The sequence below is a fragment of the Acinetobacter sp. LUNF3 genome, from assembly GCF_022699605.1.
In the GTDB taxonomy this organism is placed as follows: Bacteria; Pseudomonadota; Gammaproteobacteria; order Pseudomonadales; family Moraxellaceae; genus Acinetobacter; species Acinetobacter johnsonii.
This window is the reverse complement of sequence record NZ_CP093969.1, coordinates 20,929-45,761: the sequence shown is the minus strand read 5'-3', so window position 1 is coordinate 45,761 and position 24,833 is coordinate 20,929. Positions and strand designations below refer to the sequence as shown.

The following is a 24,833-nucleotide window of genomic DNA, read 5'->3' as shown; positions in this document are numbered from 1 at the left end:
TCATGAGTATTATTTCTATACGGCTTTGTTGCACAAAGCTGTTCTTAAGGACTCCTTCGGCAATATAATTTCCAAATGAAGAAACCTACACACAAAATCTACCGCACAACCAATTGGCCCGCATATAACCGAGCTCTCATTAATCGTGGGAATATTGCCATTTGGTTCGATCCAAAAACACAATGGTATGCAGAACCTCAAGGCAAACAAGGTCGAAGTCAAACCTACTCCGACATAGCGATTCAATGCTGTTTGATGATTAAATCTCTATTTAGACTCACTTTACGCATGGTTACTGGTTTTGTTCAAAGCTTAATTAAACTTTGCGGATTAGATTGGACAGCACCAGACTTCACGACGCTTTGTAGAAGACAAAAGTATATTGATATTCAAATTAGCTACCAGAAAAGTCGTGATGGGTTACACCTACTCGTCGACTCTACGGGTTTAAAATTTTTAGGTGAAGGCGAATGGAAGCGTAAGAAGCATCAGCCTGAATACCGTCGGCAATGGCGTAAACTGCATATTGGTATAGATGCTGAAACACTGCAAATACGTGCCGTTCAGCTTACGACAAATAATGTCAGTGATTCACAAGTACTTGGTGATTTACTCGATCAGATTCCTCAAGATGAGCATATTGACTCCGTTTATACCGATGGTGCTTATGACACAAAGCGGTGTCGCCAGTTGATCACAGATCGAAATGCCCATGCGATTATTCCACCCAGAAAAAATGCGAAGCCTTGGAAAGGTACAAAAGTTCATTCGCTAGAGCGAAATGAATTACTTCGCACTGTTAAACGTTTAGGCAGGACACTATGGAAAAAATGGTCGGGCTACCATCAGCGAAGTCTGGTAGAAACCAAGATGCACTGCATCAAATTATTAGGCGATAAGCTCAGAGCCCGGAATTTTGATAGCCAAGTCAACGAGATGCATGCACGTGTGGCCATCTTAAATAAGTTTACGGAGCTCGGCCGACCCCACACCCAAGTTGTCACTTAAATTTGAGATGCTTAGAGAACTCTATCTTTAAGAGCTTTATGCAACAAAGCCTACTTAAACAACAAAATGACGATAATAATTAGGTAATCCTCCAATAAATAACCGAAGTTAAAAGTTAAAAATAAAATCCCCCCCTTATTATATTTTTAATTAATGAATTTTTAATTTTCTTTAATAACACATCAAAATAAAGCACCTGTTTGCTCCGACATTAATAATTCTGAAGTTCTTTTAATTCTGATTCCAATGCTACTATCCGACTAACTAACTTTTTATTTTCTTCTTGCATCAGTCTCGTTTCCTGATGCTCATTTTTATTTTGTACATTCAAAGGGCTTTGTTGCATAAAGCCTTTGACGGCAGAGTTTTCCTAAGTTGCTAAAATTTAAGTGACAACTTGGGTATGAGGTCTGCCTAATTCTGTAAATTTATTTAACACGGCTGCGCGTGCATGGATTTCATTGACCTGACTATCAAAACTCCTTGCACTGAGTTTATCGCCTAATAACTTGATGCAATGCATCTTGGTTTCGACCTAACTTCGGCGATGATAGCCTGCCCATTTTTTCCATAGTGTCCTGCCGAAACGTTTAACTGTTCGTAGTAATTCATTTTGCTCTAGCGAACTGGTCTTTGTATCTTTCCAAGGCTTCGCATTTTGTCTAGGAGGAATCACTGCATGTGCTTGCCGATCTGCAATGACCTGACGGCATTATTTTGTATCATAAGCCCCATCTGTATAGACTGAATCAATTTATTCATTCAACGGAATTTGATCTAGTAAATCAACAAGGACTTGCGAATCACTCACGTTATTGGTTGTAAGCTGAACTGCTCGTATTTGTAGGGTTTTAGAATCTATCCCAATATGTAGTTTACGCCATTGGCGACGATATTCAGGTTGATGTTTCTTACGTTTCCATTCACCTTCACCTAAGAACTTCAAGCCAGTGGAATCGACGAGTAGATGCAGTCTATTGCAACTCTTTTCATAGCTAATTTGAATATCAATATGCTTTTGTCTTCTACAAATGGTTGAATAATCCGGTGCTGTCCAATCTAATCCGTAAAGTTTAATGATACTTTGAACAAAGCCTGTGACCATGCGTAAAGACAATCGAAATAGAGATTTAATCATTAAGCAGCATTGGATGGCTGCGTCAGAATAAGTTTGATTTCGACCATGCTTGCCTTCTGGTTGCGCATACCATTGAGTCTTAGTATCAAACCAAATTGAGAGATTTCCTCGATTTATTAATGCACTGTTATAAGAAGACCAATTGGTTGTACGATAAATTTTGGGTGTAGGCTTATTCATTTGCAAATTATATTGCCGAATAAGCCTTTATAGATAGGTTTGTGCAACAAAGCCTAATAGATCTAATAATATTGCTGGCATTAAAATTATATCCAAACACAGAAATCACCCTCTTCAACTTTTCACCTAACATCATATAAACATATTGTACACTTTATAAACATTTGATTTACTATGAATATTAGCGATCAATGTATTAGAACAAAGAGTATAAATTTAAGGGAGTGCATTTCCTTGCAGTTACAAAGTCTTCGTCTATCAAATTTTCAATCTTTTGGTGAAAGTTCCACAGAACTCTCGCTTGAACAAATTACATATCTAATTGGTCCAAATGGCTCTGGAAAGACAGCTTTATTACAAGCTTTATGCCGGCTATTTGCATTTGACCCTTCTTTACGTCGTATTATTCGATCAGATTTTCACGTTCCGCATGATGAAGAAACTCCACCAGATGAAAGAAAATTATGGATTGAAGCAAACTTTACTTTTCCAGAACTAGTAAATGATACAGATAACTTTACAGTTGCGCCTCACTTTGGGCATATGCGTCTAGATGATCAAAATGGTATTCCTCGAGTTCGCTTTCGATTAAATGCAACAATGGGGATTGATGGAGACATTGAGGAAGAGTTTGTATATGTACTTGATATTAACCCAGATGGTACACCTCTCAATACCTCAACAGTTCCTAGAACCGAACGTAACCATATTCACGTTCACTATTTACCAGCTCAAAGGGATCCAGCTGATCATATTGCTTATAGTACCAATGCTTTATTAGGTCGCATGCTACGAGCTATTAATTGGGAAAATGAACGAAACACAATTAGGGATTTAACCAATCAAATAAGCGATAACCTCAAAGCTAATTTATCTATTGATGCATTCAGTACCAATTTAAAAAAGATATGGGAAAAACTGCATAAAGGTAACTTCTTTACCGACCCGAAAATTACATTCGTAGCATCTGAGATTGAAGCACTTCTAAGACATATGTCCATCTCATTCTCTCCTGGCCATGACGAAAACCTTGTCGACTTTTCAAGACTGAGCGATGGTCAGAAATCGATGCTTTATTTGTCACTAGTATTGTCATCTCAATCTATTGGCCGTTCAGTATTGGCAGAGGAAGATAAATCCTTTAATGCTATTAAACTTCGCCCCCCTGCTTTTACATTGATTGCTTTGGAAGAACCTGAAAATAGTCTATCTCCTCACTATCTTGGTAGGATTGTAAATGCCATCAATTCAGTCCTTGGTAAAGGAGATGCTCAAGCCCTAATTGCTACACATGCACCTTCTATGATCAAACGCATTCCCCCAGAATATATCCGCTATTTACGACTTTCAGCTAATCGTTGTACCAAAATCACAAATATTATCCTTCCAGAATGTTTAGATGAAGGACATAAATTTGTACGGGAAGCAGTACAAGCTTTTCCTGAAATATATTTCTCTAGATTAGTCTTGCTTGTTGAAGGTGACAGTGAAGAAATTGTACTACCACGTATTCTTCAAGCCAAAGAAGCATCGGTTGATGAATCTGCAGTGACTATTGCACCTTTAGGAGGGAGACATGTTAACCACTTTTGGCGGTTACTCTCAGCACTTGAAATTCCATACCTAACTTTGCTTGATCTTGATGTAGCTCGCTATGGAGCTGGATGGGGCCGTATTAAATATGTTAATGATCAACTTATAAAATTTGAACCTACAAAAGCACTTCCAAGTGAGTGGCCTCTTCCTAAATGGAATACGACTGATACACCCATCCGCACCCATCATTTCTATCAGGAAATAGATCTTTTTGCAGAGTTAGAAAATCGAGGAATATTTTTTTCAAACCCAATGGACTTGGATTTCTCCATGCTAAAAGCTTATCCAAATGCATATGAAGTTGAAGAAGAATATCCAGATGAAGGAACGATTAAATCTGTCCTTGGTAAAAGCCATGTCAATTCACAACAATATTCTGAGAATGAACTAAAACTGTTTAGTACTTACCATAGATGCTTCAAACTTGGTAGTAAACCAGCTGCCCATATTAATGCATTAGCCCAATTAGATAACATAACCTTATTAGGAAGAATACCTGAGTCTTTTGGCCGATTAGCCGATGCTGTTATTAGCAAACTTGAGGAGCTTCCTGAGTGATATCTATCGACATATGGAAACCTTCAGATGGCTTAATACTTGAACCCAATGCTTTAAGAGCGGCAAAAGAGTTAGAAAGATGTCTCGCCTTAACTGCTGGGCCTGGAGCAGGAAAAACAGAAATGCTTGCTCAAAAAGCAGACTTCTTGTTGAGAACAAATTCATGTCCTTATCCTAAACGCATTCTAGCAATCTCATTCAAAGTTGATGCCAGTAAAAATCTCAAAGAACGAGTTTATCGTCGATGTGGTACTGACCTATCATCTAGATTTGATAGTTATACTTTTCATTCTTTTGCTAAACGAATTATTGATAAATTTCGAGCAGTTTTAACAGGCGAAGATACGTTAGATGCAGGATACAAAATTAGTGAACGCAAGAATGGGCGTACTCGAAACCAAATCAGCTATGAAGATCTAGTTCCATTAGCCATACAAATTTTGAATCAGTCGCATATTGCCCGAAATGCCATTCGACAAACATATAGCGACGTCTTTTTAGATGAATTTCAAGATTGTACTGATAAACAATATGAGCTTGTTAAACTAGCTTTCCAGAATACTTGTATACGCCTAACAGCGGTTGGAGACATCAAGCAAAAAATTATGGGATGGGCAGGTGCATTAGACGGCATCTTCGCAACTTTTGCTCTGGACTTTAATGCTATTTCACTTAACTTATATCTAAACTTTCGATCAAAACCACTTCTTCTTAGAATGCAAAATGAAATTATCCGTGTACTTGATCCTCCATCTGTAATGCCTGATAACCAACTTGCAGGTGATGAAGGAGAGGCTCTAGATTTTCGATTTGATAATAGCCGAGAGGAAGCTGAGTATTTAACTGACTTAATCACAACTTGGATAAATAGCGAACAAATACCTCCAGCCGAAATTGCAATACTCATTTCAAAACAACCTGAATATTATGGACATCATTTAATGGACCTTTTCGCAGAGAGAGGTATTCCATATAGAAATGAACAACAAATGCAGGATATTTCGGTGGAACCTGCCGCAAGACTTATTGTGGACTATTTATCTTGTCTATATAACCAATGTAAACCTAAAGCATGGGTTCGATTGATAAATCTATTAATTCCATTTGAAGAAGAGGATATTCAACTAAATATTAGAACCGACATTGATCAGCTCATTAAACGACACAGAAAAGATATAGCAAAACAATCATCTGAAGATCCTCACTCAAGATGGTGGCACTTTATAACTGAATTCATTGAACAAATTGGGAAAGAAACTATAATAGCTTTATCTCCAGAATATGAATCCATAGATCGGTTAAAAGAAATTTTACGGAATACAAAATCTCGAATAGAAGAACTTCTTAAAATAGATTCTAATTTAGTGAATGCACTAGAACGTTTCTCGGATGATCAGACCATTCGTATCCTAACAATCCATAAAAGCAAAGGCTTAGAATTTGATACCGTAATTTTACTAGGTGTTGAAGATCAAACATTTTGGGGAAAAGCGGATGAAGAACGTTGCTCTTTCTTTGTTGGAGTCTCTAGAGCTAAACGTCGTCTAATTATGACATCTTGTGCAGAACGAGAACGCCCACCCTCTTATACTAACCGATGGGACATTCAACGAGCATCTCACTCAGAATTTTTGAGTTATTTACCAAAAGCTTAGTCTTTAATATACAAGCTTGGAGGTTCGTTTTCAGAAAATGACATCTGTCATGTCGTTGAAAGGTGTCATCGAATGTCGTTAAGCATACTAAAGTATAGATTAATCGTTTAGGAAAATGACAACTGATGTGTCGTTCAACGATAGAGGCTATGTCAATTGATGCATTTGCTGAACGTAATAATTTGCAGACTTTATCGTAATTTTCAAATACGAATCCTTTCTCTTTAATTATGCGAATCAGTGATTGACTATTTGCTAATAAAAAAATCCCACCCTATATAGAGAACGGGCTGAATAAGAGAAACCTACAGCTTTGATTTCACATAGAATTATCCAGAGTTATTACTTAATAAACTCTTTTTATAGGATAATTCATTGTATTACTAAAGGAATTTCTATAATTCCTAGTTTGTGTCTAGTCCCATTTGAGAGATCGCCAATATTTTCATAAATCCAATCAACTAGCTCATCTCCCACCATGACTCTAATGTTGTGATCCTCTGCATATTGGATTGAAGACTCAGATAAATTCCCCGTAGTTATGAACCACTTTTCATGTTCTATATCATCGGTGTCAACATAAGCAATAAGCTGTTCTAATCCATGCTTGCTAGAGATATTACAGTGATGTTTAACCTGAAAAAATAAATTTGATTCTGAAAACCTATCAATTTTGCTAGCTTTTATGTCAATATCTGAAATATCAGAACTTTGGTTTTTAGCCTGTTTTTTAGCTGTATATCCCTCTATTTTTAAAAGCTCAAGGATAAGAAGTTCAAGCCCTTCACCGCCTGCTGCTAACCAAGTTGTCCCTGTTGTCAAAGATTTAAGTAGATTCTCCTTAAAACTAGCCTCAGCCTCTGCTATTTTTTCCAATAGATAACTTTCTTGTTTATATGTACCATTAGATGCTATTGATTCAATAATTCTTTCAATTTCATCTTTGAACTCTTTTAAGTTTGTATTATGTGCTTGTATTTTTAGCCTACTCTCTAATCCATGTGTAAGAGACTTTCTTGGGATTCGTAGAATATGACCTTCATTCGTTCTGAAGAAATTTACGTTAATAAGGTTACAGGCTTTTTTATCTGTCAGACTCAAGTCAAAAGTTTTTTTCCCACTTACTATTCCTATAGCAATTGATTTTGCTAAGGGAACGATCACGATATCACCTTCGGTCAGATTAAAAAATCTTTTAATACGATTAGTGCTTCTACCTATGCCTTTAACATATTGTTGTTTAATTTCTTTAATTACTTCAGGTAAAGTCGAAAAATTTGAAAAGTTTACTTTAGACCAACCATAACCAACTCTATCAGTCTCGATAATTGAGATATGGCTTCTAACTAGGGTGTGTTGACACTTTTAGCTTAAAAAATAGCGAAGTAGTAAAATCAAATCGCCAAACCCAATTTTACTATTCGCTATGCCTCGTACCATGCTGACAGATCAACACTGGCAAAAGTTGAAAACTATTTTGCGTAATTTATCTATTCATCACAACTCAAATTTACGTAATTTTATTGAAGCTATTCTCTATAGAATTAGAACAGGCTGTCCGTGGCGAGATATTCCTTCCTATTTCGGTCAATCAAACTCTATTTTCAAACGTTTTAATCGTTGGTCAAGCAGTGGTAAGTTGCTTAGATTATTCAAATTATTAGCATCATGCCCCGATATGGAGTGGATTTTTATTGATGGCTCTCACGTACGTGCTCATCAACATTCTGCCGGTATAGCGAATCAATCTATTTCTAAAAGTGTAGGAGGAAACTCCTCAAAAATACATTTGATTGTTGATGCAAATGGCAATCCTGTTGATTTCATGATTACCGATGGAACCACACATGACGTCAAAGTTGCACCTGATTTAATATCAACATTAGACTTAAAAGAGACAAAAGTGGTCTGCGCAGATAAAGGCTATGATTCAGAACCACTGCGTGAACAGATCAGAAAAACAGGGACAAAAGCGAATATACCAAAGAAAATAAATAGCCAATCGAACAATGATCATATGGACTGGTATTTATATAAAATCAGGCATTTAGTTGAAAATATGTTTTGTAGATTAAAGCAATTTAGAGGAATAGCTACTCGATATGACAAGCTCAAAAGAAATTATCAAAGTGCTGTTGCCTTAGCCTGTATATTTTTATGGCTACCTTTATAGGTTTAATTATGAACAGTAAATGTCAACAGACCCTAATAATATATTCATCATTTTTAATACAAGTATTTGTTTTGGCTAGTATCTTATAAATCAAGAATTTTATTTTTTCTAGCTTTTAAGGCGGGCATTTCATAAAGATTAGGACGTCAATCTCATGTGATTAAGTGTGATCGTCTGTTATAATTCAGCAACTTATGAGGGGTAAGTCATGTTTAAAAAATTATTATTAGGGTTAATCATTGCTGTTCCTGTTATAGCTCAAGCTGATTGGATGGAATGGAGTAAAGATGATGAATTTGTTACTTATATAGACCCAGACCGTACGGTAAAGACTTATGAAACACTGGAACAAGCGGAAGTTTGGCTAAAGATGGTTGTTCATACAGACTTATCTAAAGATGGTTTGAGTATTGGTGATCACAGATTATTAAAATATGGAGTTAAATGTAAGACGAATGAACTAGGACTTCTCGCTTACTATTCTTATAAAAAGACTAAGTTAATAGATTCTCAAATCTTCCGTTCACCTCAATACGAACCTGTAATACCTGACTCAAAAGGCGAGAATATTTTGTATGCTGTGTGCTCTGCTTTGTATGGCCAAGGTAATTCATAACACCAAAAAGCCCTTACATTGTTGAGTAAGGGCTTGATTGCTCAGTAGTGAAACCGACACTGAACGATGCTAATCCGTTCATCCGTAACTTCATAAACCAACCTATGCTTTTCATCTATCCTTCGACTCCAAAAGCCTGAAAGGTTCGCCTTAAGTGGTTCGGGCTTTCCTGTTCCTTCAAATGGTGTTCGTAGGCACTCTTTGATTAAAGCATTTATACGCTTGAGTACCTTTTTATCCTGCGTTTGCCAGTAGATATAATCATCCCAAGCGTTATCTGTAAACTCAATTGTCCGATTCATCTTCGATGAGATCCCTTTCAGTAGTACGGGATGCACGTAATTGGGCAATTGACTCATTTAAACGAGCAGCATTATTAGGAGATGAAAGAAGATATAAAGTTTCCATTAAGCTGTCATAGTGTTCTTGCCCCATAACAACGGCATGACTACCTTCTTTCCTAGTAATTACTGCTACATCTGCATCATCAATAACCTTATCTAAAACGGATTTTAGATTGTTACGTGCATCTGTATATGTAAATACTTGCATGTTTTGCACTTCCTAATTAAATATTTAGCCTTAAACAATATATATATGGTCACTTCACTGATCTAGCATTAGTTGGTTGGCACATTGGCTCATAAATTCGCTATAGATACTTTATATGGACACTTAAATTAAAAATTGGCTGTTTGAGTTCATGTTTGCAAAAACATAGTTTTGTACAATATTCTGTACAATTAAAATGTACAATATTCTGTACAAGATGTAAAGCTGGAAGAATAAGAAAATCGCAATTTTTACGCGCTATACAATAAGTGTTCTTTTAGTTTTCTAAGGCATAAATGCTATGAAAAAAATGAACGATACTTCCGTTAATCAGCAGTTTTGTGAAATGGAAATTCTATTTTTATCAGATGTAAATACAACTTTGAACGGCAAAATTAGGCCTATTTCGAAGATTAACGATTTAGATGCCAATCAATGGTTTGATATTGCAAACCTGTTGCTTAGGTACAATATTGTCTTATCGCACTATGCTAAACAGATCGGTATTGAGATGGCACAAAAACAATGCCACTAGCAGCATATATGTGCTAAGGGCTGTTGTTTTACTTAGGATACTTGTTAGTGTGGAGCATCTTTAAATCACCGCCCCATTTAATCGGTATTTTGATTTCTGTAGCTGCTTGTTTCATATTTTGCGATGACTAGGAATGTTTCCAATCCCATGAAACTGTACCTTTACCATCTACAATGACCCATGCAGCTAGGTCTACAGCATTGCCAGTTAAGTGACGGCTATGTAGAGTTAAGAGTTATTGTCTTTTTTTCTTTTAATAGTTGAGCTTGACGTTCTTTAGTCCTTAATCGGTCGATTACTGTGAAATCTATTTGAGTTAATTCAATTGCCCTATTGACCACTTTAACAAGATCAGGATGGACACCTTCTAAACTAGACAAGCTCCTTTTAGGGGTATTTCCATAAGCAGATAGAGCTGAAGATGCAGTATTCAATATCCACGTTACTCTAGCTTCTTCAGCCCATTCTTTAAAAGCGGTGATGAGAAGATATGCTGTTCTACTCTACATTCAGGTCTAACAAATAAGCAATAATCAAAAGCCATCTCATTTCAGGTGCCTTAAAACGTACAGCAGCATCTGATACGATTTCCATTTTTAAAAGATTAAAACAAATTACTTTAACAGTAATCTTTACAACTACACGAAACTTTTCCATCCAAAAGAACCTTTCTATCTCTGCTTAAAAGGCAACTCTCAATGACCCAACTACAAAATTCTGTACGTTTGGGACTCATTACTGTTAACTCTCACTCGTGCAGCCAAAATTCAACTCTTATTGGAGTTTATAAAAATGGCAAAGCGCCGAAAGAATCGAAAGCCAAATAACAGTAATGTCAAAAATTTGAAAAAATCGATAGTAGCTCCTCCTAGCTCAGTTGAACGAGACATTGAAAAATTTAAATTTTATTCAGTTTTTGTTCATACCCTAGGGACCCTGATTATTAACTTCAAAGATCAAATTCTGAAGTTGATCAATTAAGTTGCTATAACATTCTGTTTTAGAACCATTGAACGCAATGGATGGGGTATAAGAATACTGCTCCATCTGTTGCTTATATTTTACTTCCATGTCATAAACGGCTTCTGCTGCTCCAGGTAGGTCTAGTAGGATCTCCCATTCGTATAGCATGGCTTTAACTGTGCCATATAGAGTACACATATGATTCATAGTTATCCCAAGTTTATAAAAGGTTTCTTCTTTGTCTCAACATATAATTAAGTAGAAGATAGCTTGAGAAAGGAAAGATTTTCGTTTGCATCCTTTAATTTTCATTTTGTTATGATCTATTTAAAGACCAGTAAATAGGTCTTGTAATTGGTTTTTTAATTGTTTAGTATGAATGAAAGTTATGTAGCATTTGATTAATTGTAAATAAGAGGAGCCGATCTGTTAGCTACAAATAGGTCTAATATATTAATTATGGTGAGAAAAAACTCATGAATAACATTATCCTTAGTCGATTTGTTTCTAGTGTTTCTGAATTAAAAAAGAATCCAATGGAAGTCGTACAAAATGGTTTCGGTGAAGCTGTAGCTATCTTGAATAGGAATAACCCTGCGTTTTACTGTGTCCCTGCTGATATGTACGAAAGAATGATGGATTTAATTGAGGATCAGGAACTTTTAAAGCTAGTTGAACAAGTCGATACTGACAAAACTGTGAAGGTATCTATAGATGAGTTACGAACTAGAGTTCGAGGAAAAAGCGCTTAAAAAGTTTGATAAATTAAATCGTCAAATAGCTGAACAATTTATTAATAAGTTGGAAGCAATACTGGAAAATCCAAAGATACCGAGTAAAAAACTTAGAGGATCTAGTGATCTATACAAAATTAAGCTTAGGTCCGCAGGATATAGATTGGTGTATCATGTTATTGATGAAAGAGTAGTAATCATCGTCATTGATGTAGATAAGCGAGATACTATCTATAAAAACATGTAAGATAAATTAGCCCTCAGTCTTTGTTGTTGGGCTTCTTTAGTACATAGTTTAGATAATTTATTAACTGCTAAATTGCACTGAAGTCATTAGTAATTAATTATATTGTAATTTTCACTTCGCAGAACTTACCTCTAATTGCTGTACAATGTAGAGGTAAATACATACTCCATTTTCTTTTAAAAAAGTCTCATTCTTCAAATTAATTCAATATAAAGAATATGATGAATAGATATTTTTGGGGTTATTTAATCGAAACTAGATTAAATCTTAGTGAGGACCTTTTTAAACTCATTACAATTAATCTTTGTCTTCTATATATTCAAACAACTCATTCATCGTGCAGTTAAAGTATTTACATAATTTATCTGCAACAGGTAACTCAATGCGTACAGCACGGTCATAATACATATTTGTGAGTGTATTACGATTAATACCTGTTGCATGCACAACATCACTTAATTTTAAAATTTTTCGATCGCCCATTAGGCTAGACAACTTACAAGTAATCATATATCAATTTAGTTACAAAAAATAACCTGCTGTAAGTTATTATTCTATTGTTGAATGGAGGATACTTTGCTAAATTAACCTACAGCAGGTTAAAATGACTTTTAGAAAGTATCATTCATCTATTTTCAATTAAATTATAACTTTTTACATATGAAGTTTGAACCTGCAGCTAATTATTTTGTGGAGACTTCATATCGTGATGCCAAATGAGTTATTGATCAGCCAACAAGCACGAGACTTAGGAAATCAATTAATTAAAGAAATGAATATCAACAAAGGTTATGGAATGGCTAATTTTCTAGGTGTCAATTTCTGCTATGATAACCATCAGGCAGTTCTTATTTGGACATTTCAACAGATTGAAAAGCAACCTGCTTTAAATGATTTTGGAGAAATAAAAAAATATTTTCTTTTATTCTTTCCGGATAGTGTTTATGAAATAGCCTAAGCATTATAGAATAAGAAAAGTAGATCTCTAATAGAGGTCTATTTCAAATTTCATTATTAAAAGTTAATTTTATTTAGTAAAATCATTATTTTTCAATTACTAAAGTAGAGTCAATATTTTTTTGATGTTAGTGCTCAACCTAATATTTATACACCTCTCATATAATTCAAACTAGAACTAAGTGCGTTAATTATTTAGTAGCACTTAAGTAATTACCCCACCATTGCATCATTTCAGTTCGTTGGGCTAAATATTCAGCATGATTATAGCTTGCACGTGTACGATTCTTATCAATATGCGAAAGTTGTGACTCAATCCAATTATCTTGGAACAAACCAGAGTCATTCAAAATAGTGCTGAAAGTAGAGCGTAATCCATGAGAAGATAATTGGTGTTTATCATAGCCCATCTTACGTATGGCCATATTTAATGTATTGAAATGTATTGGTTGATTGTGTTTTCGTGGACTAGCAAAAATGTATTTTTCCCCTAATGACCATTGCATTACATCTTTTAAAATTTCTAAAGCCTGATCTGAAAGTGGAACTAAAAAATCTGGAATTTCATGGCCTAATATAACTTTACGTCGGAACTGCTTAATATGTAAAGCTGGAATTCTCCAAATTTTATCTTTTAAATCAAAATGATGAGGTTCAGCTAATAACAATTCAGCCCCTCGCACGCCCGTATGCAATTTGAACATCAGTGCTTTTTTAATGATAGGATGGGTGTCTAACTTTTGTACTTTATGCATAAAATCAGATATATCTTCAGCTCTTAAATAAGGGTAATTCTTCTTGATTTTGTTATTGACGGCAATTTTATTTAAACTATGGGCTATATTGTATTCGCAATAACCCATTGCTACAGCGTAGTCATAAATTTGGTTCAAATAACTACAAGCTTTCTTGACAGGTTCTTTTACTTGGCGTGTCTCAATCTTTCTAATTATCGCGACGAGGTCATAACGTTTAACTTTTTGAAAAGGTATCTCTTGAAGTTCTGGGTAAATATCATTTTGTAGACATTTTTCTGCTAGCTCTAGAACACCACAGCGAGGTAAGTCATTGAATGCATTCTTAAGTTTGAACTGAAGCCACTCATCTCCAACCTTACGAAAGGTAATTATTTCTGAAATAGCATCTTCTTCAAAACAAAAATTATTGTCTCTAAAATCATCTCTTATCTGACGTGCTTTTTTTAAAGTTATATCTGGATATGACCCCAATTGAATACGCCGACGTTTTTTTGCTTTTGGGTCTGTATAGCGATAGCACCAGTATTTTCTTCCATTTGGTTCAACCTTTAAACTGAGCCCATCTTCATCAGATAAAAAATAGATTTTATCTTTGTAGTTAGCTTGGCGAACTTTGATTTCAGTAAGACTCATGAATTTTAATGAAACCTATCAGAGGGTTGGTTTGCTAAATTATATCAAAATTTAAGAACTTTTATATGATGCGTATGTTACGCATCATATAAAATTGTAAAATATTGTTTTATATGCTTATTATTAAAAATCCTATGGTTTTAGTAACCATCTCAAGTACCACCTCAAGTTTAAGTTCCCAACACCCCTTTTTCTTTAGTCAGTTTTAAATAAGCCTTATTCAGTCCATTGTAAAAAAATTTAGGATGACCTTTCTTGATGTTACCCTTTAGCTAAACTAGTTTATTATCTTCAATAGAATTCAAATAAACAGTTAATTCTGAAATTAGCCGTAAAGAGCAGGAACTTTCTAGATATCAAATCAAGGTTGCTGAGCTTCAAAAAAAGAAAACAGCAATTCATACCAAGCCGCTTAAAGAAAATCAGAACTTATCAAAAGTAGAAGAACTTGAAAGAAAAAAATTGGAGGCTCTAGTTAAGAAGTAGCAAAAAGAAGAAATTGAACATCAGAAAAAGTTAAAACGGGAAATCGATGCAATTAAGGTATCAACACAACACATCACTCATGTTACAGCATATCTTTATCTCGATTCGGTACCAGAAGTCGAAGTTGAATACGACCTATTTATTTCACATGCTTCAGAAGACAAGGAAGATTTTGTCTGACCTCTTGCTGAGTGTACTAGCTCAAACCTGATCTGACAGTTACACATTTTTTAGTTAATTTTGAGCTAAATTCTTCTCAGCCCAAATCCGTTTTCCATCAAGTAAAGTTTCAAGTGGTGTACGACCACAGCACATTTTTCCTTGATGAGTCCGTTCAGTATTATAGAATTTCAGCCAATCTTGGGAGCAATTGCTGTGATTGCAGCTCAATTCGATGAATAATCTTTTTCGGATTCAATCAATTATTGAACCGCTCTGTCCCTGATTTCAGGTGTATATTTAGGTTTTTCACCGAAACACTACGCTTCGCTACGTCTTGCGAAATAATGCTCTCATCTCAGGACAGTTAATTTCCAACAAATCCGGCACGGTTGCGGTTGCTGTTCCTTAGAGTTTCTTTTCAGTTGTTAAAACAAGAAAGAATTAAGAAGAAAATATATAGCAAGAACTGAAGCTAGGTCTAATATCTTTGAATATATTGAGGTGTTCTGCAGTTCAAATGCGGCCTGGTTCCAACGGTCAACGTTCTTCATTAGATTATGAGAGGGTCCATCAAAAGATGGTTATGTGTGTATAGAATTTTGGTGACTATTCACATTTCTGTTCCATGATTCATGGTTAATTATTACTTATGTTACTATGTCAGGGGCGATACAAGAATTAAGGAAACCTTATGAAAATAGCGAATATGAAATTACTAGTTGGTGCTTTTATGGCCCTAACTTTAGCTATGCTTAGCCCTGCCGTACTTGCAAATGATAACAATGATATACGAAAGGCTGTTGTAGTTAAGTTTGCAAAAAAAGCTTACTCTGCAAATTATTACGGAAGGATAGATGGATACAAGTATGATTCCTACAAATTTTATGCTAAAAAAGGGCAAAAGTTAAAAGTGACGTTGACTGGAGGAAATGTTGAAACTTACTTATGGGGTAATCAATTAAAAGACTCTATCAATCTTGGAGAATATTCTCCAGAGCTTGATGATAATGGTGTTTATATTTTACCTGCTTCAGGTGAGTATGAAATTAGAGTATTACAACCTAGATCACAGGCAAGAAAAGATAAAAAACCTCAATACTGGATGAGTATTAACATTAAATAAAGACTTGCTAGATTCGTTTAAACTTTTATACAAGGGTTCAAAAACTATTGCCAGTTAAGCGGGGCATGATTTTTACGTATATGTATTTATGTTATTAAAATGATATAGATTACTTGTTTAATACCCCGAGGAATAATTTAATCTTGCTGTGCGTTAGTCACTTTTCTTTCAAAAGTTGATTATATCTTTCAACGTAACCTTCGTGATATTCAAGCCCTTTTGATAGGAATTTGCAGTGGAAGAACAGGCGCAACTTGTCTTAAATAATGGTAATTCCTTATCTTTAAAATAGAGAACGCCCGATGAAATTCATTAGGCGTTTAATTTAAATAAGTGTCAGCTTATTTTATAACCAGATGTACTTGTCAATCATGATTCTTTTTCTAAATTGCCTTAAAAAAACAATCTTGCTATTTTTGTCCTTTCACACCATTTTGTTCAATTTGTACTGCGGCTTGCCAGCTAGGTAGTTGGCTTAAACCTGCTACATAACGTTGGATATGCGGATAATTTTCACCTTGTCCCATATGATAAACTAAAGCATGTAGTCCAAAGCCCATCATAAAGTCAGCACCGGTTAAACGGTCTGCCACTAGAAATTCTTTATCTTTTAAATATTCATTTAAATGGCCAAATACTTTATCGAACTCAACTTGAGTATAATTTTCTAGAAATACCAACTTCGTACCCTGCTTGGTTTCTATCGCATTAAACGTTTTTAACAAAAATGGCAGCATGGCCGAGCTTTCTGAGAAATGAATCCACTGTAGATAATCGACATAGGTAGATTCATCCATATCTGGTGCTAAATGCGGCGCAAGTTTCTGAATTAATAACTCAACGATCGCACCCGACTCTGCAATAACTTTGCCATCCCATTCCAATACTGGAGATTTCCCTAAAGGGTGAATGGTTTTTAAAGAGTCAGGGGCCAAATGCGTGCTTGAGTCACGATAATAGCGTTTCAGCTCATAGGGCTGCTTGATTTCTTCAAGTAACCACAAAATGCGAAAAGAACGTGATTGATCTAAATGATGTAGTGTGATCATGATAATTCCTATTTTTTTAAAGTTTTACAACCACTTTGCCAAAGTTTTCGCCTTTTAACATGCCATTAAAAGCATTGATCGTATTATCCAAGCCTTGCACCATATGCTCTTTATATTTGATTTTTCCGTCTTTCAACCATTCAGACATTTGCTGATTGAATTCCGGATACTGACTGCCATAATCATCAAAAATAATAAAGCCTTGCATGCGAATACGCTTTCTTAAAAGGGTAGAGATAAAGCCCGGTAAACGGTCTGGCCCTTGTGCTTGCTCGGTGGCGTTATACTGGGAAACCACACCACACACCGGTATACGTGCCGCAGAGTTAAGCAATGGCCATACCGCATCAAACACTTTCCCCCCCACATTCTCATAATAAATATCAATACCGTTGGGAACTGCTTGTTGTAATTGCTCTGCAAAATTTTCATCATGGTGATTAATACAGGCATCAAAGCCGAGTTCTTCTATCGCATAACGGCATTTTTCAGCCCCGCCTGCGACGCCAACCACGCGACAACCTTTAATTTTACCAATCTGTCCAACCGTAGCACCAACAGGTCCCGTTGCAGCTGCAACCACTAAAGTTTCACCGGCTTTAGGCTGACCAATGTCCAACAACCCCATATAAGCAGTAAAGCCAGGCATCCCCAAAATACCTAATGCCCAAGATGGATATTCAGGCTGCATACCTAAGCTTTGACATGCAGTCCCATCAGAAATGGCGTAACCCTGCCAACCATTCCCAGAAAGAACCCACTCGCCTTCTTTGAATTTTGGGTTTTTAGAGGCCACCACTTGACTGACTGTTCCACCGACCATCACTTCGCCAATTTCAACCGGTGCTGCATATGAGGGAGCATCACTCATGCGACCACGCATATAAGGGTCGAGTGACAAGTAAATGGTTTTTAACAACATTTCGCCTTGTTTAAGTTGAGAAAGCTCAACTTGCTCAATTCGAAAATCGCTGTGTTTTGGCTCACCGACTGGCCGTTCAGCTAAAACGATGCGTTGGTTATTAATTGTTCTCACCTGTATAACTCCATGTTTTATATAGAAGTATTTCTATTGATAATCAAAACTGTCGATTAAAACGTCTTTACATCAATTGTAGATGAGTTATAATGAAAAGCAATACGACTGGTCTATTTTTTTACAATAGAGTACACAATTAATATGAAGCCTACCCCTATTAAGAAGTCTGAAGCGAAGCGCTTACACATTCTTAACACCAGTTCAGACCTAATTTTGCATAAAGGTTTTACCGGTGTAGGATTACAAGAAATTTTACAAAGCTGCGAGATCCCTAAAGGCTCATTTTATCATTACTTCCAATCCAAGGAGTCTTTCGGCTGTGAATTGGTACAGTATTATGTGGATAATTACCAAGTCCGTTTAAATGAAGTATGGAGTAGTGATCAATCCTCTTATCAAAAGCTGATCGGGTATTTTAAGTTATGGATTGAAGATCCTGAAACACAGTGTGGTTGGGCAGATAGCTGTTTAATTGTGAAACTTGCCGCAGAAGTTGCCGACCTATCTGAAGATATGCGCTCCATTATGTCCGCTGGTGTCGATGATGTAATCCAACGGATTGCTGGGTTAATTGTTTTGGGAAAACAAGATCAGTCTATCCAAGCAGACACTGATGCTTCTACGTTGGCACAAGTGATTTACCAAATGTGGTTGGGTGCAGCATTACTGAGTAAGTTGCAAAAAGATAAAACACCATTACATCAAGCCCTGAGAGCGACTGAGTTTCTATTAAAAAGTGCAGAGTCTTAAAAACTTATATTCAATATCAATTAGATAAGTAAAAAGTTGTGATAGCAGCCAAATGATTACTTATTAATGTGCTGCTATTACATCAACTTAGTATCAATGAGTATAGCGCACAATGAATTCTCCTTCTAAAGCCCTCCTGACTCGTATTTTAGTCGGATATTTAGGCTTATATCCCACACTATTACTGGTACTGACTTTATTAAAGCCAATTACTCAGCATCAAAGTTTCCCGATCATGGTGTTCATTGAAGTCATAGTATTAGTGCCCGTGACGCAACTCATTTCCTTTCCACTGGCGGGTTGGCTCATTACACAGCTAAAAAATCTTAAGAATTTGTTTTAAGAAGAAATTTTGCTAGCAACAGCAATCCTAAGTCCTTATTTTGCCAACCACAAAGGTTGGCAAAATAACTCACTTAGTCAATATTAATCTGCGTAAGCTGGGTAATCAATATAGCCTTTTTCCGTCCCACCATACATACTGCTTGCATCTACTGCATTCAATGGCCAGCCATGGGCGAGACGATTGGGTAAATCTGGATTCGCAATAAATGGCCGTCCAAATGCAATTAAATCGGCCAGTCCTGCCTCTAAAATTCGAGTCCCTCTTTCTGCCGTATATCGACCTGCATAAATAATGCGACCACTGAAAGTGTCTCTGACATCTCGACGAAAATCATGAGGAAGTTCTGGTGCATTGTCCCAATCAGCTTCTGCAATCGATAAATAGGCAATCCCAACTTCTTCAAGTATCTTTATGGCCTCAATATAAGTCGCATGTGGATCTTCTTCAACCAACCCCATGTAAACACGATCTTCCTCTGTACTTTCAAATAGCGGGGCAAAACGCACTCCTAAACGATCTGCACCAACCACCTCGGCAACCGCCTGTACTACTTCACGTAAAAAACGCAAACGGTTGTTTAGTGATCCACCATATTCATCTTCACGGTGGTTACTATGTGCAGAGATAAATTGATTCACCAAATAACCATTTGCACAATGAATTTCAACCCCATCAAAACCGGCAGCCAAGGCATTGCGTGCAGCTTGAGCATAGAGTTGCACTAACTCTTTAACTTCTGCATTACTTAAAGCACGTGGCATGGAGGGATCAGCCAAGGTCCCTGCATTGGGCCCCGTCTCAATAAAGACTTTAACATTGCTATCAGCCACAATAGCCGAGGGTGCGACCGGTGCTGCATGATTGGGTTGCAAAGATGTATGTGAAACACGCCCAACATGCCAAAGTTGCGCAAAAATAATGCCTCCTTTGGCATGCACTGCTTCCGTCACTTTACGCCATCCAGCAATCTGTTCAGGGCTGTAAATACCGGGAGTCCAAGCATAGCCTTGACCACGTGGCTCGATTTGCGTACCTTCGGTGACCATAAATCCTGCCCCGGCACGCTGTTGATAATAGGTTGCCATCAGTTCATTTGGAATATTCCCTGGCTGAGTACTACGCGACCGCGTTAATGGTGGCAATACAATACGGTTTTGCAAAGCATAAGAGCCTAAGCTCAGGTTTTGAAAAAATTTGCTGGCTTTCATTTCATTGTTTCCAAGTGATCATGACCATAATTGATCTAAATTTAGAAAAAAATACCCCTCCTTCCTGCAACAGAAAAAATAAAGGGGTAAAAGAGTATTAGAGATTAGGCTTTGGTTTTACTATCAGTAACATAAATCAGTTTATGATTAATAAATTCTTTGATACCAAGACCGATAAGTTCACGCCCATAACCAGAACGTTTGATTCCTCCAAAGGGAAGGTTTGCATTGGAAAAAGCAGGTCGATTAACGAATACCATTCCACTCGAAATACGCTTAGCTACTTCAGCACCATGTTTTGTATCTTCTGTAAAGACCGACCCACCCAGACCAAAAGGCGAATCATTAGCTATATCAATTGCATCTGGTTCATCTTTAGCACGTAAAATCATTGAAACAGGGCCAAAAAACTCCCAATAATACGCTGGATTTTCAGGGGTTAGATTAGTCAGGATAGTTGGTTGCACAAAAGCTCCTTGACTCGGCACTCTAGCTCCTACTTCAGTAGCAATAGCACCATGTATAACTGCTTGACGAATTTTCTCACGTACTTCTTCAGCAGCTGCCTGTGAGGATAGAGGTGCCAATGTAGTTTCTACATCAAAAGGATTCCCTGCTTTTAGTTGTGCAACACCTTCTGTATAGAGTGTTAAAAATTCATCATAAATTTCATCTACAACGATTATTCTTTTAGATGAAATACATACTTGACCTGCATTTGAATGACGGCCTTTTACTGCCCATTTTACAGTTTCTTTTAATACCGCATCACGCAGAACCACCAATGCATCTGCGCCTCCTAATTCCAATGTGGATTTTTTTAATGCCTGCCCTGCTTGGGAAGCAACAACAGAGCCTGCACCTTCTGAACCTGTTAACGCGACTCCATGTACGCGTGGATCATTCAAGATAGTCTTAATTTGCTGTCTTGTTGCAAAGATATTACTGAAATTACCTACAGGAAGACCTGCATCTAACATCAATTTTTCAAAAGCTAAAGCACATTGTGGGACATTGGATGCATGTTTGAGAATCAATGTATTACCAGCTGCTAATTGCGGCGCCAAAATGCGTGCAATTTGATAATAAGGAAAGTTCCAAGGCTCAATAGCCAATATAATACCCAAGGGCTCATGAACCAGTGTTGCTTGCCCTTCATTAGGATCAAATGGTAACTGCTCATCAGCCAGTAAAGACTCTGCATTCTGAACGTAATATTCGAAAATACGTGCAGAAATTTCAACTTCTGCCAATGCTTCACTGGTGATTTTACCCATTTCAAGAGTAAGCAAACTTGCGTATCTATTCGCATCTACACGCAGGAGATCAGCGGCATGTTGCAAAATCACACAACGCTCAGAAACCGATCGATCTTTCCAAGCCAAGAATGCTTGATGAGCGTTTGTGAGGATTTGTTCTACTTCTGTATCACTTGCAACAGGAAAGGTTTTTAGTACTTCACCGTTATAAGGATTAATAGATGCATAAGCCATATTATTTCCCAGATTTTGTAATCAAAAACATACTCTGATTAATTTTGTTACCACCCTATTAGAGTGCTTCTTCGATACCTTCGATCATAAAAACACGATAACTCGCCCCTTTCAGACGATGTTTTAATGCTTCTTGATAGGCAGGACTGTGATACCAGTCTCGCGCTGCCGCCATATCAGGAAAGCGTAGAATGACAGCTCCTTCAATTTCATTGCCTTCGAGCACTTCTAATTGACCATAAAAAGCTAATGCTGTTAACTCACGACCTTCACGAGCAAGTGGGGCTTTTTCTGCATATTGCACCAGTTGCTCAGAATCAGAAGTTTGCTCGCGGGTAAATACTACATATGCAGACATTGACTACTCCTTATTTTAACAATTGAAGTAATGCTGTGGCGGTTGCAGCAGAAGATGCAGGATTTTGTCCAGTAACCAGTAAGCCATCTACTTGGACATGCACTTGCCAATCACCAGCTTTAGAATAATGACCACCATTTTCTTTGAGCATGTCTTCAACTAAAAATGGTACAATTTCAGTCAAACCTACAGCGGCTTCCTCAGTATTAGTAAAACCCGTCACAGATTTACCGCTAACTAAAGGCTTGCCATCACTGGTTTTTACATGACGAAGAACACCTGGAGCATGACACACTGCTGCAACAGGTTTGCCCGACTGAATCGCCTGTTCAATCAGAGAAATTGAAATCGGATCTTCTGCTAAATCCCACAATGGGCCATGCCCGCCTGGATAAAACACTGCATCATAATCAGCTACAGAGATTTCGCTAAGTTTATGCGTCTGTGCCAATGCTTGCATTGCAGTTGGATCAGCTTCAAAACGATGAGTGGTTTCAGTTTGAGCATCGGCTAAATTACTTTTCGGATCTAGTGGTGGCTGCCCACCTTGAGGCGACGCCAGCGTAACTTCAGCACCAGAGTCAATAAAGGTGTAATAGGGTGCAGCAAGTTCTTCTAGCCAGAAACCTGTTTTCTTACCAGTATTGCCAAGTTGATTATGTGAGGTTAAAACGATTAAAATTTTCATGTTATTTCTCCGATAATTTTCATGATTGAGGAGCATTGTTACAGGGTCAGAGCATGCCAGATACGCGCATTTAGCTTAGATGCTCATCTCGAGAATTTGGCGACTGATCTCTAATGAAACATTTTTATGTTCGCCTAGCTGTGTAAGATTATGTGATTTAAGTTGCGTAATGATGATCTCAATATCTGTCTCCCCCAGTCCATAATCGCTAAGACGAGTCGGCAATCCAAGTTGCTCAAAGAAGGCTCGAGTACGAGCAATAGCAGTATCAATACGTTGTTCTTCATCACCTTCGACAATCTGCCAGACACGGGCTGCATACTGTAGTAATTTTTCTCGCTTCTCTTGACGACGTACTTGTAGATTGGCCGGCAACACAATGGCCAAGGTACGAGCATGATCAATACCATGTAAAGCCGTGAGCTCATGCCCAATCAAATGGGTTGACCAATCTTGTGGTACACCAGCTCCAATTAGCCCATTCAGTGCCATGCTAGCAGACCACATCAAGTTGGCACGCGTGTCATAGTCTGCCGAATCTTCCAAGATTTTCGGTCCAATCTCAATCAGAGTTTGCAATAGACCTTCGGCAAAACGATCTTGTACTTGTGCATTCACAGGGTAAGTTAAGTACTGTTCCATGACATGAATAAATGCATCGACCACGCCATTAGCCAACTGGCGCGTCGGCAAGCTAAAAGTTTTATTCGGATCTAGTACGGAAAATTGCGGAAAAACATAGGGACTGCTAAATGACAATTTGGCTTGGGTCGATTTTCTGGTTACTACCCCACCGCTATTCATTTCTGAACCAGTTGCTGGAAGGGTGAGTACACTCGCAAAAGGTAAAGCTTGGGTAATTTTAGTACCATGGGTTTCTAAAATCTCCCATGTATCCCCTGTATAATTGACTGCTGCTGCAATAAATTTAGTACCATCAATTACCGACCCACCACCGACAGCCATCAAGAAATCAATCTTTTGTTCACGAATCAGCTCTACAGCTTTCATGAGGGTTTCATAACTCGGATTCGGCTCAATTCCGCCAAATTCATGAATTTCTCTTGCACCTAATGCTTCACGCACTTCAGCTAAAGTACCATTCTTACGTGCACTTTCACCACCAAACAACATTAATACTTTTGCTTCTGTAGGCACATAGTCATTGATTTTAGCTATTGTATCGCCACCAAAAATAATGCGGGTCGGATTATAAAAGTTAAAATTCAGCATATTTTTATCCTAGGATGATCAGTTAATTGATTTGAAAAACCACCGTTATTCATCAAATAAACTTTAAAAAAATTGGACAACACTGCGGCTTTTGACTACACCATGTGGTGACTATACATAAAAATAGACCAGTCGTCTATTTTTATAAAAATTATTTCAGCTTGCAACTTTAGTGATGGTTAAAAAAATTCAGGCTTGTTCTATACCGCTTTTATTATTGATGTATTTTCACGAGCGCTTGTTGGATGAAAGGTATCAACACGAATGACTACTGACATGGTCGTGAACGCATTGGCTAAAACAGTGAATGGCTTATACAAAACAGAGGTGATTGAATATTTAAAAGCAGATTGGCACGGTTTAACAGATGTACAAATGCGACACTAAATTAGATAGATTGGTTCAACATAAAGCATGTACATAGGTGCATTCGTTTATTTACCCTGTTTTGATATTGACCCATGTAAATGATGAGATTAAGCCATTAAATAAAGTAGCCCAACTTGAATAAAAAGCCTCCGACAAACCTCAAAGGGTTGAAGTGCTGCCTTTCATTCGAAATTTCAGGCAGCACTTTCATACATTTAGGCGTCAG

At 37.1% G+C, this 24,833-nt stretch carries 26 protein-coding genes and 4 pseudogenes; 13 read left to right on the top strand and 17 right to left on the bottom strand.

Annotated features, from left to right (window positions below; translation table 11 throughout):
- Positions 1-75: 75 nt before the first annotated feature.
- Positions 76-1,008, top strand: a complete 933-nt coding sequence (locus MN200_RS16350) for an IS5 family transposase (RefSeq protein ID WP_151732017.1) — start codon at positions 76-78, stop codon at positions 1,006-1,008.
- Positions 1,009-1,393: 385 nt separating this feature from the next.
- On the opposite strand, the pseudogene MN200_RS16345 reads toward MN200_RS16350, so the two are convergent.
- A pseudogene (locus MN200_RS16345) lies at positions 1,394-2,326 on the bottom strand (IS5 family transposase).
- 234 nt (positions 2,327-2,560) lie between these two features.
- Here MN200_RS16345 and MN200_RS16340 point away from each other — a divergent pair.
- Together MN200_RS16340 and MN200_RS16335 are read left to right on the top strand one after the other, a co-directional pair.
- Positions 2,561-4,480, top strand: coding sequence for an AAA family ATPase (locus MN200_RS16340; protein WP_049176417.1), 1,920 nt, complete (start codon positions 2,561-2,563; stop codon positions 4,478-4,480).
- Positions 4,477-6,135: an ATP-dependent helicase gene (locus MN200_RS16335; RefSeq protein ID WP_049176418.1), complete on the top strand. Its 1,659-nt coding sequence runs from the start codon at positions 4,477-4,479 to the stop codon at positions 6,133-6,135. The genes MN200_RS16340 and MN200_RS16335 overlap by 4 nt, the downstream gene beginning before the upstream one ends.
- Before the next feature lie 372 nt (positions 6,136-6,507).
- On the opposite strand, the gene MN200_RS16330 is transcribed toward MN200_RS16335, so the two are convergent.
- Positions 6,508-7,299: a restriction endonuclease gene (locus MN200_RS16330; protein WP_228268408.1), complete on the bottom strand. Its 792-nt coding sequence runs from the start codon at positions 7,297-7,299 to the stop codon at positions 6,508-6,510.
- A 262-nt stretch (positions 7,300-7,561) separates the two neighbouring features.
- Here MN200_RS16330 and MN200_RS16325 point away from each other — a divergent pair, with 262 nt between their 5' ends.
- Both MN200_RS16325 and MN200_RS16320 read left to right on the top strand, forming a co-directional pair.
- Entirely contained in the window at positions 7,562-8,308 is a 747-nt protein-coding gene (locus MN200_RS16325; RefSeq protein ID WP_004782810.1) for an IS5 family transposase, read from the top strand.
- Positions 8,309-8,516: 208 nt separating this feature from the next.
- Positions 8,517-8,924 carry a surface-adhesin E family protein gene (locus tag MN200_RS16320; protein WP_034617165.1) on the top strand — a complete coding sequence of 136 codons (408 nt, stop codon included), beginning with the start codon at positions 8,517-8,519 and terminating at the stop codon, positions 8,922-8,924.
- Between the two features lie 41 nt (positions 8,925-8,965).
- Here MN200_RS16320 and MN200_RS16315 read toward each other — a convergent pair whose 3' ends face one another.
- Positions 8,966-9,226, bottom strand: a complete 261-nt coding sequence (locus MN200_RS16315) for a Txe/YoeB family addiction module toxin (RefSeq protein WP_034617162.1) — start codon at positions 9,224-9,226, stop codon at positions 8,966-8,968.
- Positions 9,210-9,476: a type II toxin-antitoxin system prevent-host-death family antitoxin gene (locus tag MN200_RS16310; protein ID WP_034617158.1), complete on the bottom strand. Its 267-nt coding sequence runs from the start codon at positions 9,474-9,476 to the stop codon at positions 9,210-9,212. The genes MN200_RS16315 and MN200_RS16310 overlap by 17 nt, the downstream gene beginning before the upstream one ends.
- A 301-nt stretch (positions 9,477-9,777) precedes the next feature.
- Here MN200_RS16310 and MN200_RS16305 point away from each other — a divergent pair, with 301 nt between their 5' ends.
- Entirely contained in the window at positions 9,778-10,011 is a 234-nt protein-coding gene (locus tag MN200_RS16305) for a hypothetical protein (RefSeq protein WP_227567096.1), read from the top strand.
- Positions 10,012-10,039: 28 nt separating this feature from the next.
- Here MN200_RS16305 and MN200_RS16300 read toward each other — a convergent pair.
- The 3 genes and pseudogenes from MN200_RS16300 to MN200_RS16290 form a co-directional block, all read right to left on the bottom strand.
- A pseudogene (locus MN200_RS16300) lies at positions 10,040-10,445 on the bottom strand (M15 family peptidase).
- A 64-nt stretch (positions 10,446-10,509) separates the two neighbouring features.
- Positions 10,510-10,668, bottom strand: a complete 159-nt coding sequence (locus MN200_RS16295; protein WP_155768699.1) for a hypothetical protein — start codon at positions 10,666-10,668, stop codon at positions 10,510-10,512.
- Between the two features lie 270 nt (positions 10,669-10,938).
- The gene (locus MN200_RS16290) at positions 10,939-11,181 is read right to left on the bottom strand and encodes a hypothetical protein (protein WP_224469590.1); all 243 of its coding nucleotides are present in this window, start codon (positions 11,179-11,181) and stop codon (positions 10,939-10,941) included.
- 269 nt (positions 11,182-11,450) lie between these two features.
- Here MN200_RS16290 and MN200_RS16285 point away from each other — a divergent pair, with 269 nt between their 5' ends.
- Positions 11,451-11,726, top strand: coding sequence for a type II toxin-antitoxin system Phd/YefM family antitoxin (locus MN200_RS16285; RefSeq protein WP_034617152.1), 276 nt, complete (start codon positions 11,451-11,453; stop codon positions 11,724-11,726).
- Positions 11,689-11,955, top strand: a complete 267-nt coding sequence (locus MN200_RS16280; protein ID WP_034617149.1) for a type II toxin-antitoxin system RelE/ParE family toxin — start codon at positions 11,689-11,691, stop codon at positions 11,953-11,955. Before MN200_RS16285 ends, MN200_RS16280 begins: the two co-directional genes overlap by 38 nt.
- Before the next feature lie 297 nt (positions 11,956-12,252).
- Here the strand turns inward: MN200_RS16280 and MN200_RS16275 are convergent, their stop codons facing one another.
- The gene (locus tag MN200_RS16275; RefSeq protein ID WP_034617146.1) at positions 12,253-12,465 is read right to left on the bottom strand and encodes a helix-turn-helix transcriptional regulator; all 213 of its coding nucleotides are present in this window, start codon (positions 12,463-12,465) and stop codon (positions 12,253-12,255) included.
- Between the two features lie 196 nt (positions 12,466-12,661).
- On the opposite strand from MN200_RS16275, the gene MN200_RS16270 reads away from it, so the two are divergent.
- On the top strand, positions 12,662-12,913 hold the full coding sequence (locus MN200_RS16270; RefSeq protein ID WP_034617143.1) for a hypothetical protein: 252 nt from the start codon (positions 12,662-12,664) through the stop codon (positions 12,911-12,913).
- Between the two features lie 190 nt (positions 12,914-13,103).
- On the opposite strand, the gene MN200_RS16265 is transcribed toward MN200_RS16270, so the two are convergent.
- Positions 13,104-14,303 (bottom strand): tyrosine-type recombinase/integrase, encoded by a 1,200-nt coding sequence (locus MN200_RS16265; protein WP_034617140.1) that lies wholly within the window; start codon positions 14,301-14,303, stop codon positions 13,104-13,106.
- Between the two features lie 720 nt (positions 14,304-15,023).
- Positions 15,024-15,149 (bottom strand): annotated as a pseudogene (locus MN200_RS16260) (IS481 family transposase); the annotation flags it as partial.
- Between the two features lie 493 nt (positions 15,150-15,642).
- On the opposite strand from MN200_RS16260, the gene MN200_RS16255 reads away from it, so the two are divergent.
- Positions 15,643-16,074: a PPC domain-containing protein gene (locus tag MN200_RS16255; protein ID WP_151732033.1), complete on the top strand. Its 432-nt coding sequence runs from the start codon at positions 15,643-15,645 to the stop codon at positions 16,072-16,074.
- Between the two features lie 410 nt (positions 16,075-16,484).
- Here the strand turns inward: MN200_RS16255 and MN200_RS16250 are convergent, their stop codons facing one another.
- Together MN200_RS16250 and MN200_RS16245 are read right to left on the bottom strand one after the other, a co-directional pair.
- Positions 16,485-17,123, bottom strand: coding sequence for a glutathione S-transferase (locus MN200_RS16250; RefSeq protein ID WP_151732032.1), 639 nt, complete (start codon positions 17,121-17,123; stop codon positions 16,485-16,487).
- Positions 17,124-17,139: 16 nt separating this feature from the next.
- Positions 17,140-18,159, bottom strand: a complete 1,020-nt coding sequence (locus MN200_RS16245; protein ID WP_151732031.1) for an NADP-dependent oxidoreductase — start codon at positions 18,157-18,159, stop codon at positions 17,140-17,142.
- 144 nt (positions 18,160-18,303) lie between these two features.
- On the opposite strand from MN200_RS16245, the gene MN200_RS16240 reads away from it, so the two are divergent.
- On the top strand, positions 18,304-18,912 hold the full coding sequence (locus MN200_RS16240; protein WP_151732030.1) for a TetR/AcrR family transcriptional regulator: 609 nt from the start codon (positions 18,304-18,306) through the stop codon (positions 18,910-18,912).
- 112 nt (positions 18,913-19,024) lie between these two features.
- A complete protein-coding gene (locus tag MN200_RS16235; RefSeq protein WP_151732029.1) occupies positions 19,025-19,255 on the top strand; it encodes a hypothetical protein in 231 nt (76 codons plus the stop codon).
- 83 nt (positions 19,256-19,338) lie between these two features.
- Here MN200_RS16235 and MN200_RS16230 read toward each other — a convergent pair whose 3' ends face one another.
- The 5 genes from MN200_RS16230 to MN200_RS16210 all read right to left on the bottom strand — a co-directional run bounded on the left by MN200_RS16230 (position 19,339) and on the right by MN200_RS16210 (position 24,238).
- On the bottom strand, positions 19,339-20,466 hold the full coding sequence (locus MN200_RS16230; protein WP_151732028.1) for an alkene reductase: 1,128 nt from the start codon (positions 20,464-20,466) through the stop codon (positions 19,339-19,341).
- Positions 20,467-20,570: 104 nt separating this feature from the next.
- Positions 20,571-21,959: an NAD-dependent succinate-semialdehyde dehydrogenase gene (locus tag MN200_RS16225; protein ID WP_151732027.1), complete on the bottom strand. Its 1,389-nt coding sequence runs from the start codon at positions 21,957-21,959 to the stop codon at positions 20,571-20,573.
- 58 nt (positions 21,960-22,017) lie between these two features.
- On the bottom strand, positions 22,018-22,317 hold the full coding sequence (locus MN200_RS16220) for a DUF1330 domain-containing protein (protein WP_151732026.1): 300 nt from the start codon (positions 22,315-22,317) through the stop codon (positions 22,018-22,020).
- A 10-nt stretch (positions 22,318-22,327) separates the two neighbouring features.
- The gene (locus MN200_RS16215; RefSeq protein ID WP_151732025.1) at positions 22,328-23,005 is read right to left on the bottom strand and encodes a type 1 glutamine amidotransferase domain-containing protein; all 678 of its coding nucleotides are present in this window, start codon (positions 23,003-23,005) and stop codon (positions 22,328-22,330) included.
- A 75-nt stretch (positions 23,006-23,080) separates the two neighbouring features.
- On the bottom strand, positions 23,081-24,238 hold the full coding sequence (locus MN200_RS16210; RefSeq protein WP_151732024.1) for an iron-containing alcohol dehydrogenase: 1,158 nt from the start codon (positions 24,236-24,238) through the stop codon (positions 23,081-23,083).
- 186 nt (positions 24,239-24,424) lie between these two features.
- Between MN200_RS16210 and MN200_RS16205 the strand changes: the two are divergent.
- Positions 24,425-24,627 (top strand): annotated as a pseudogene (locus MN200_RS16205) (IS3 family transposase); the annotation flags it as partial.
- Positions 24,628-24,833: the final 206 nt, after the last annotated feature.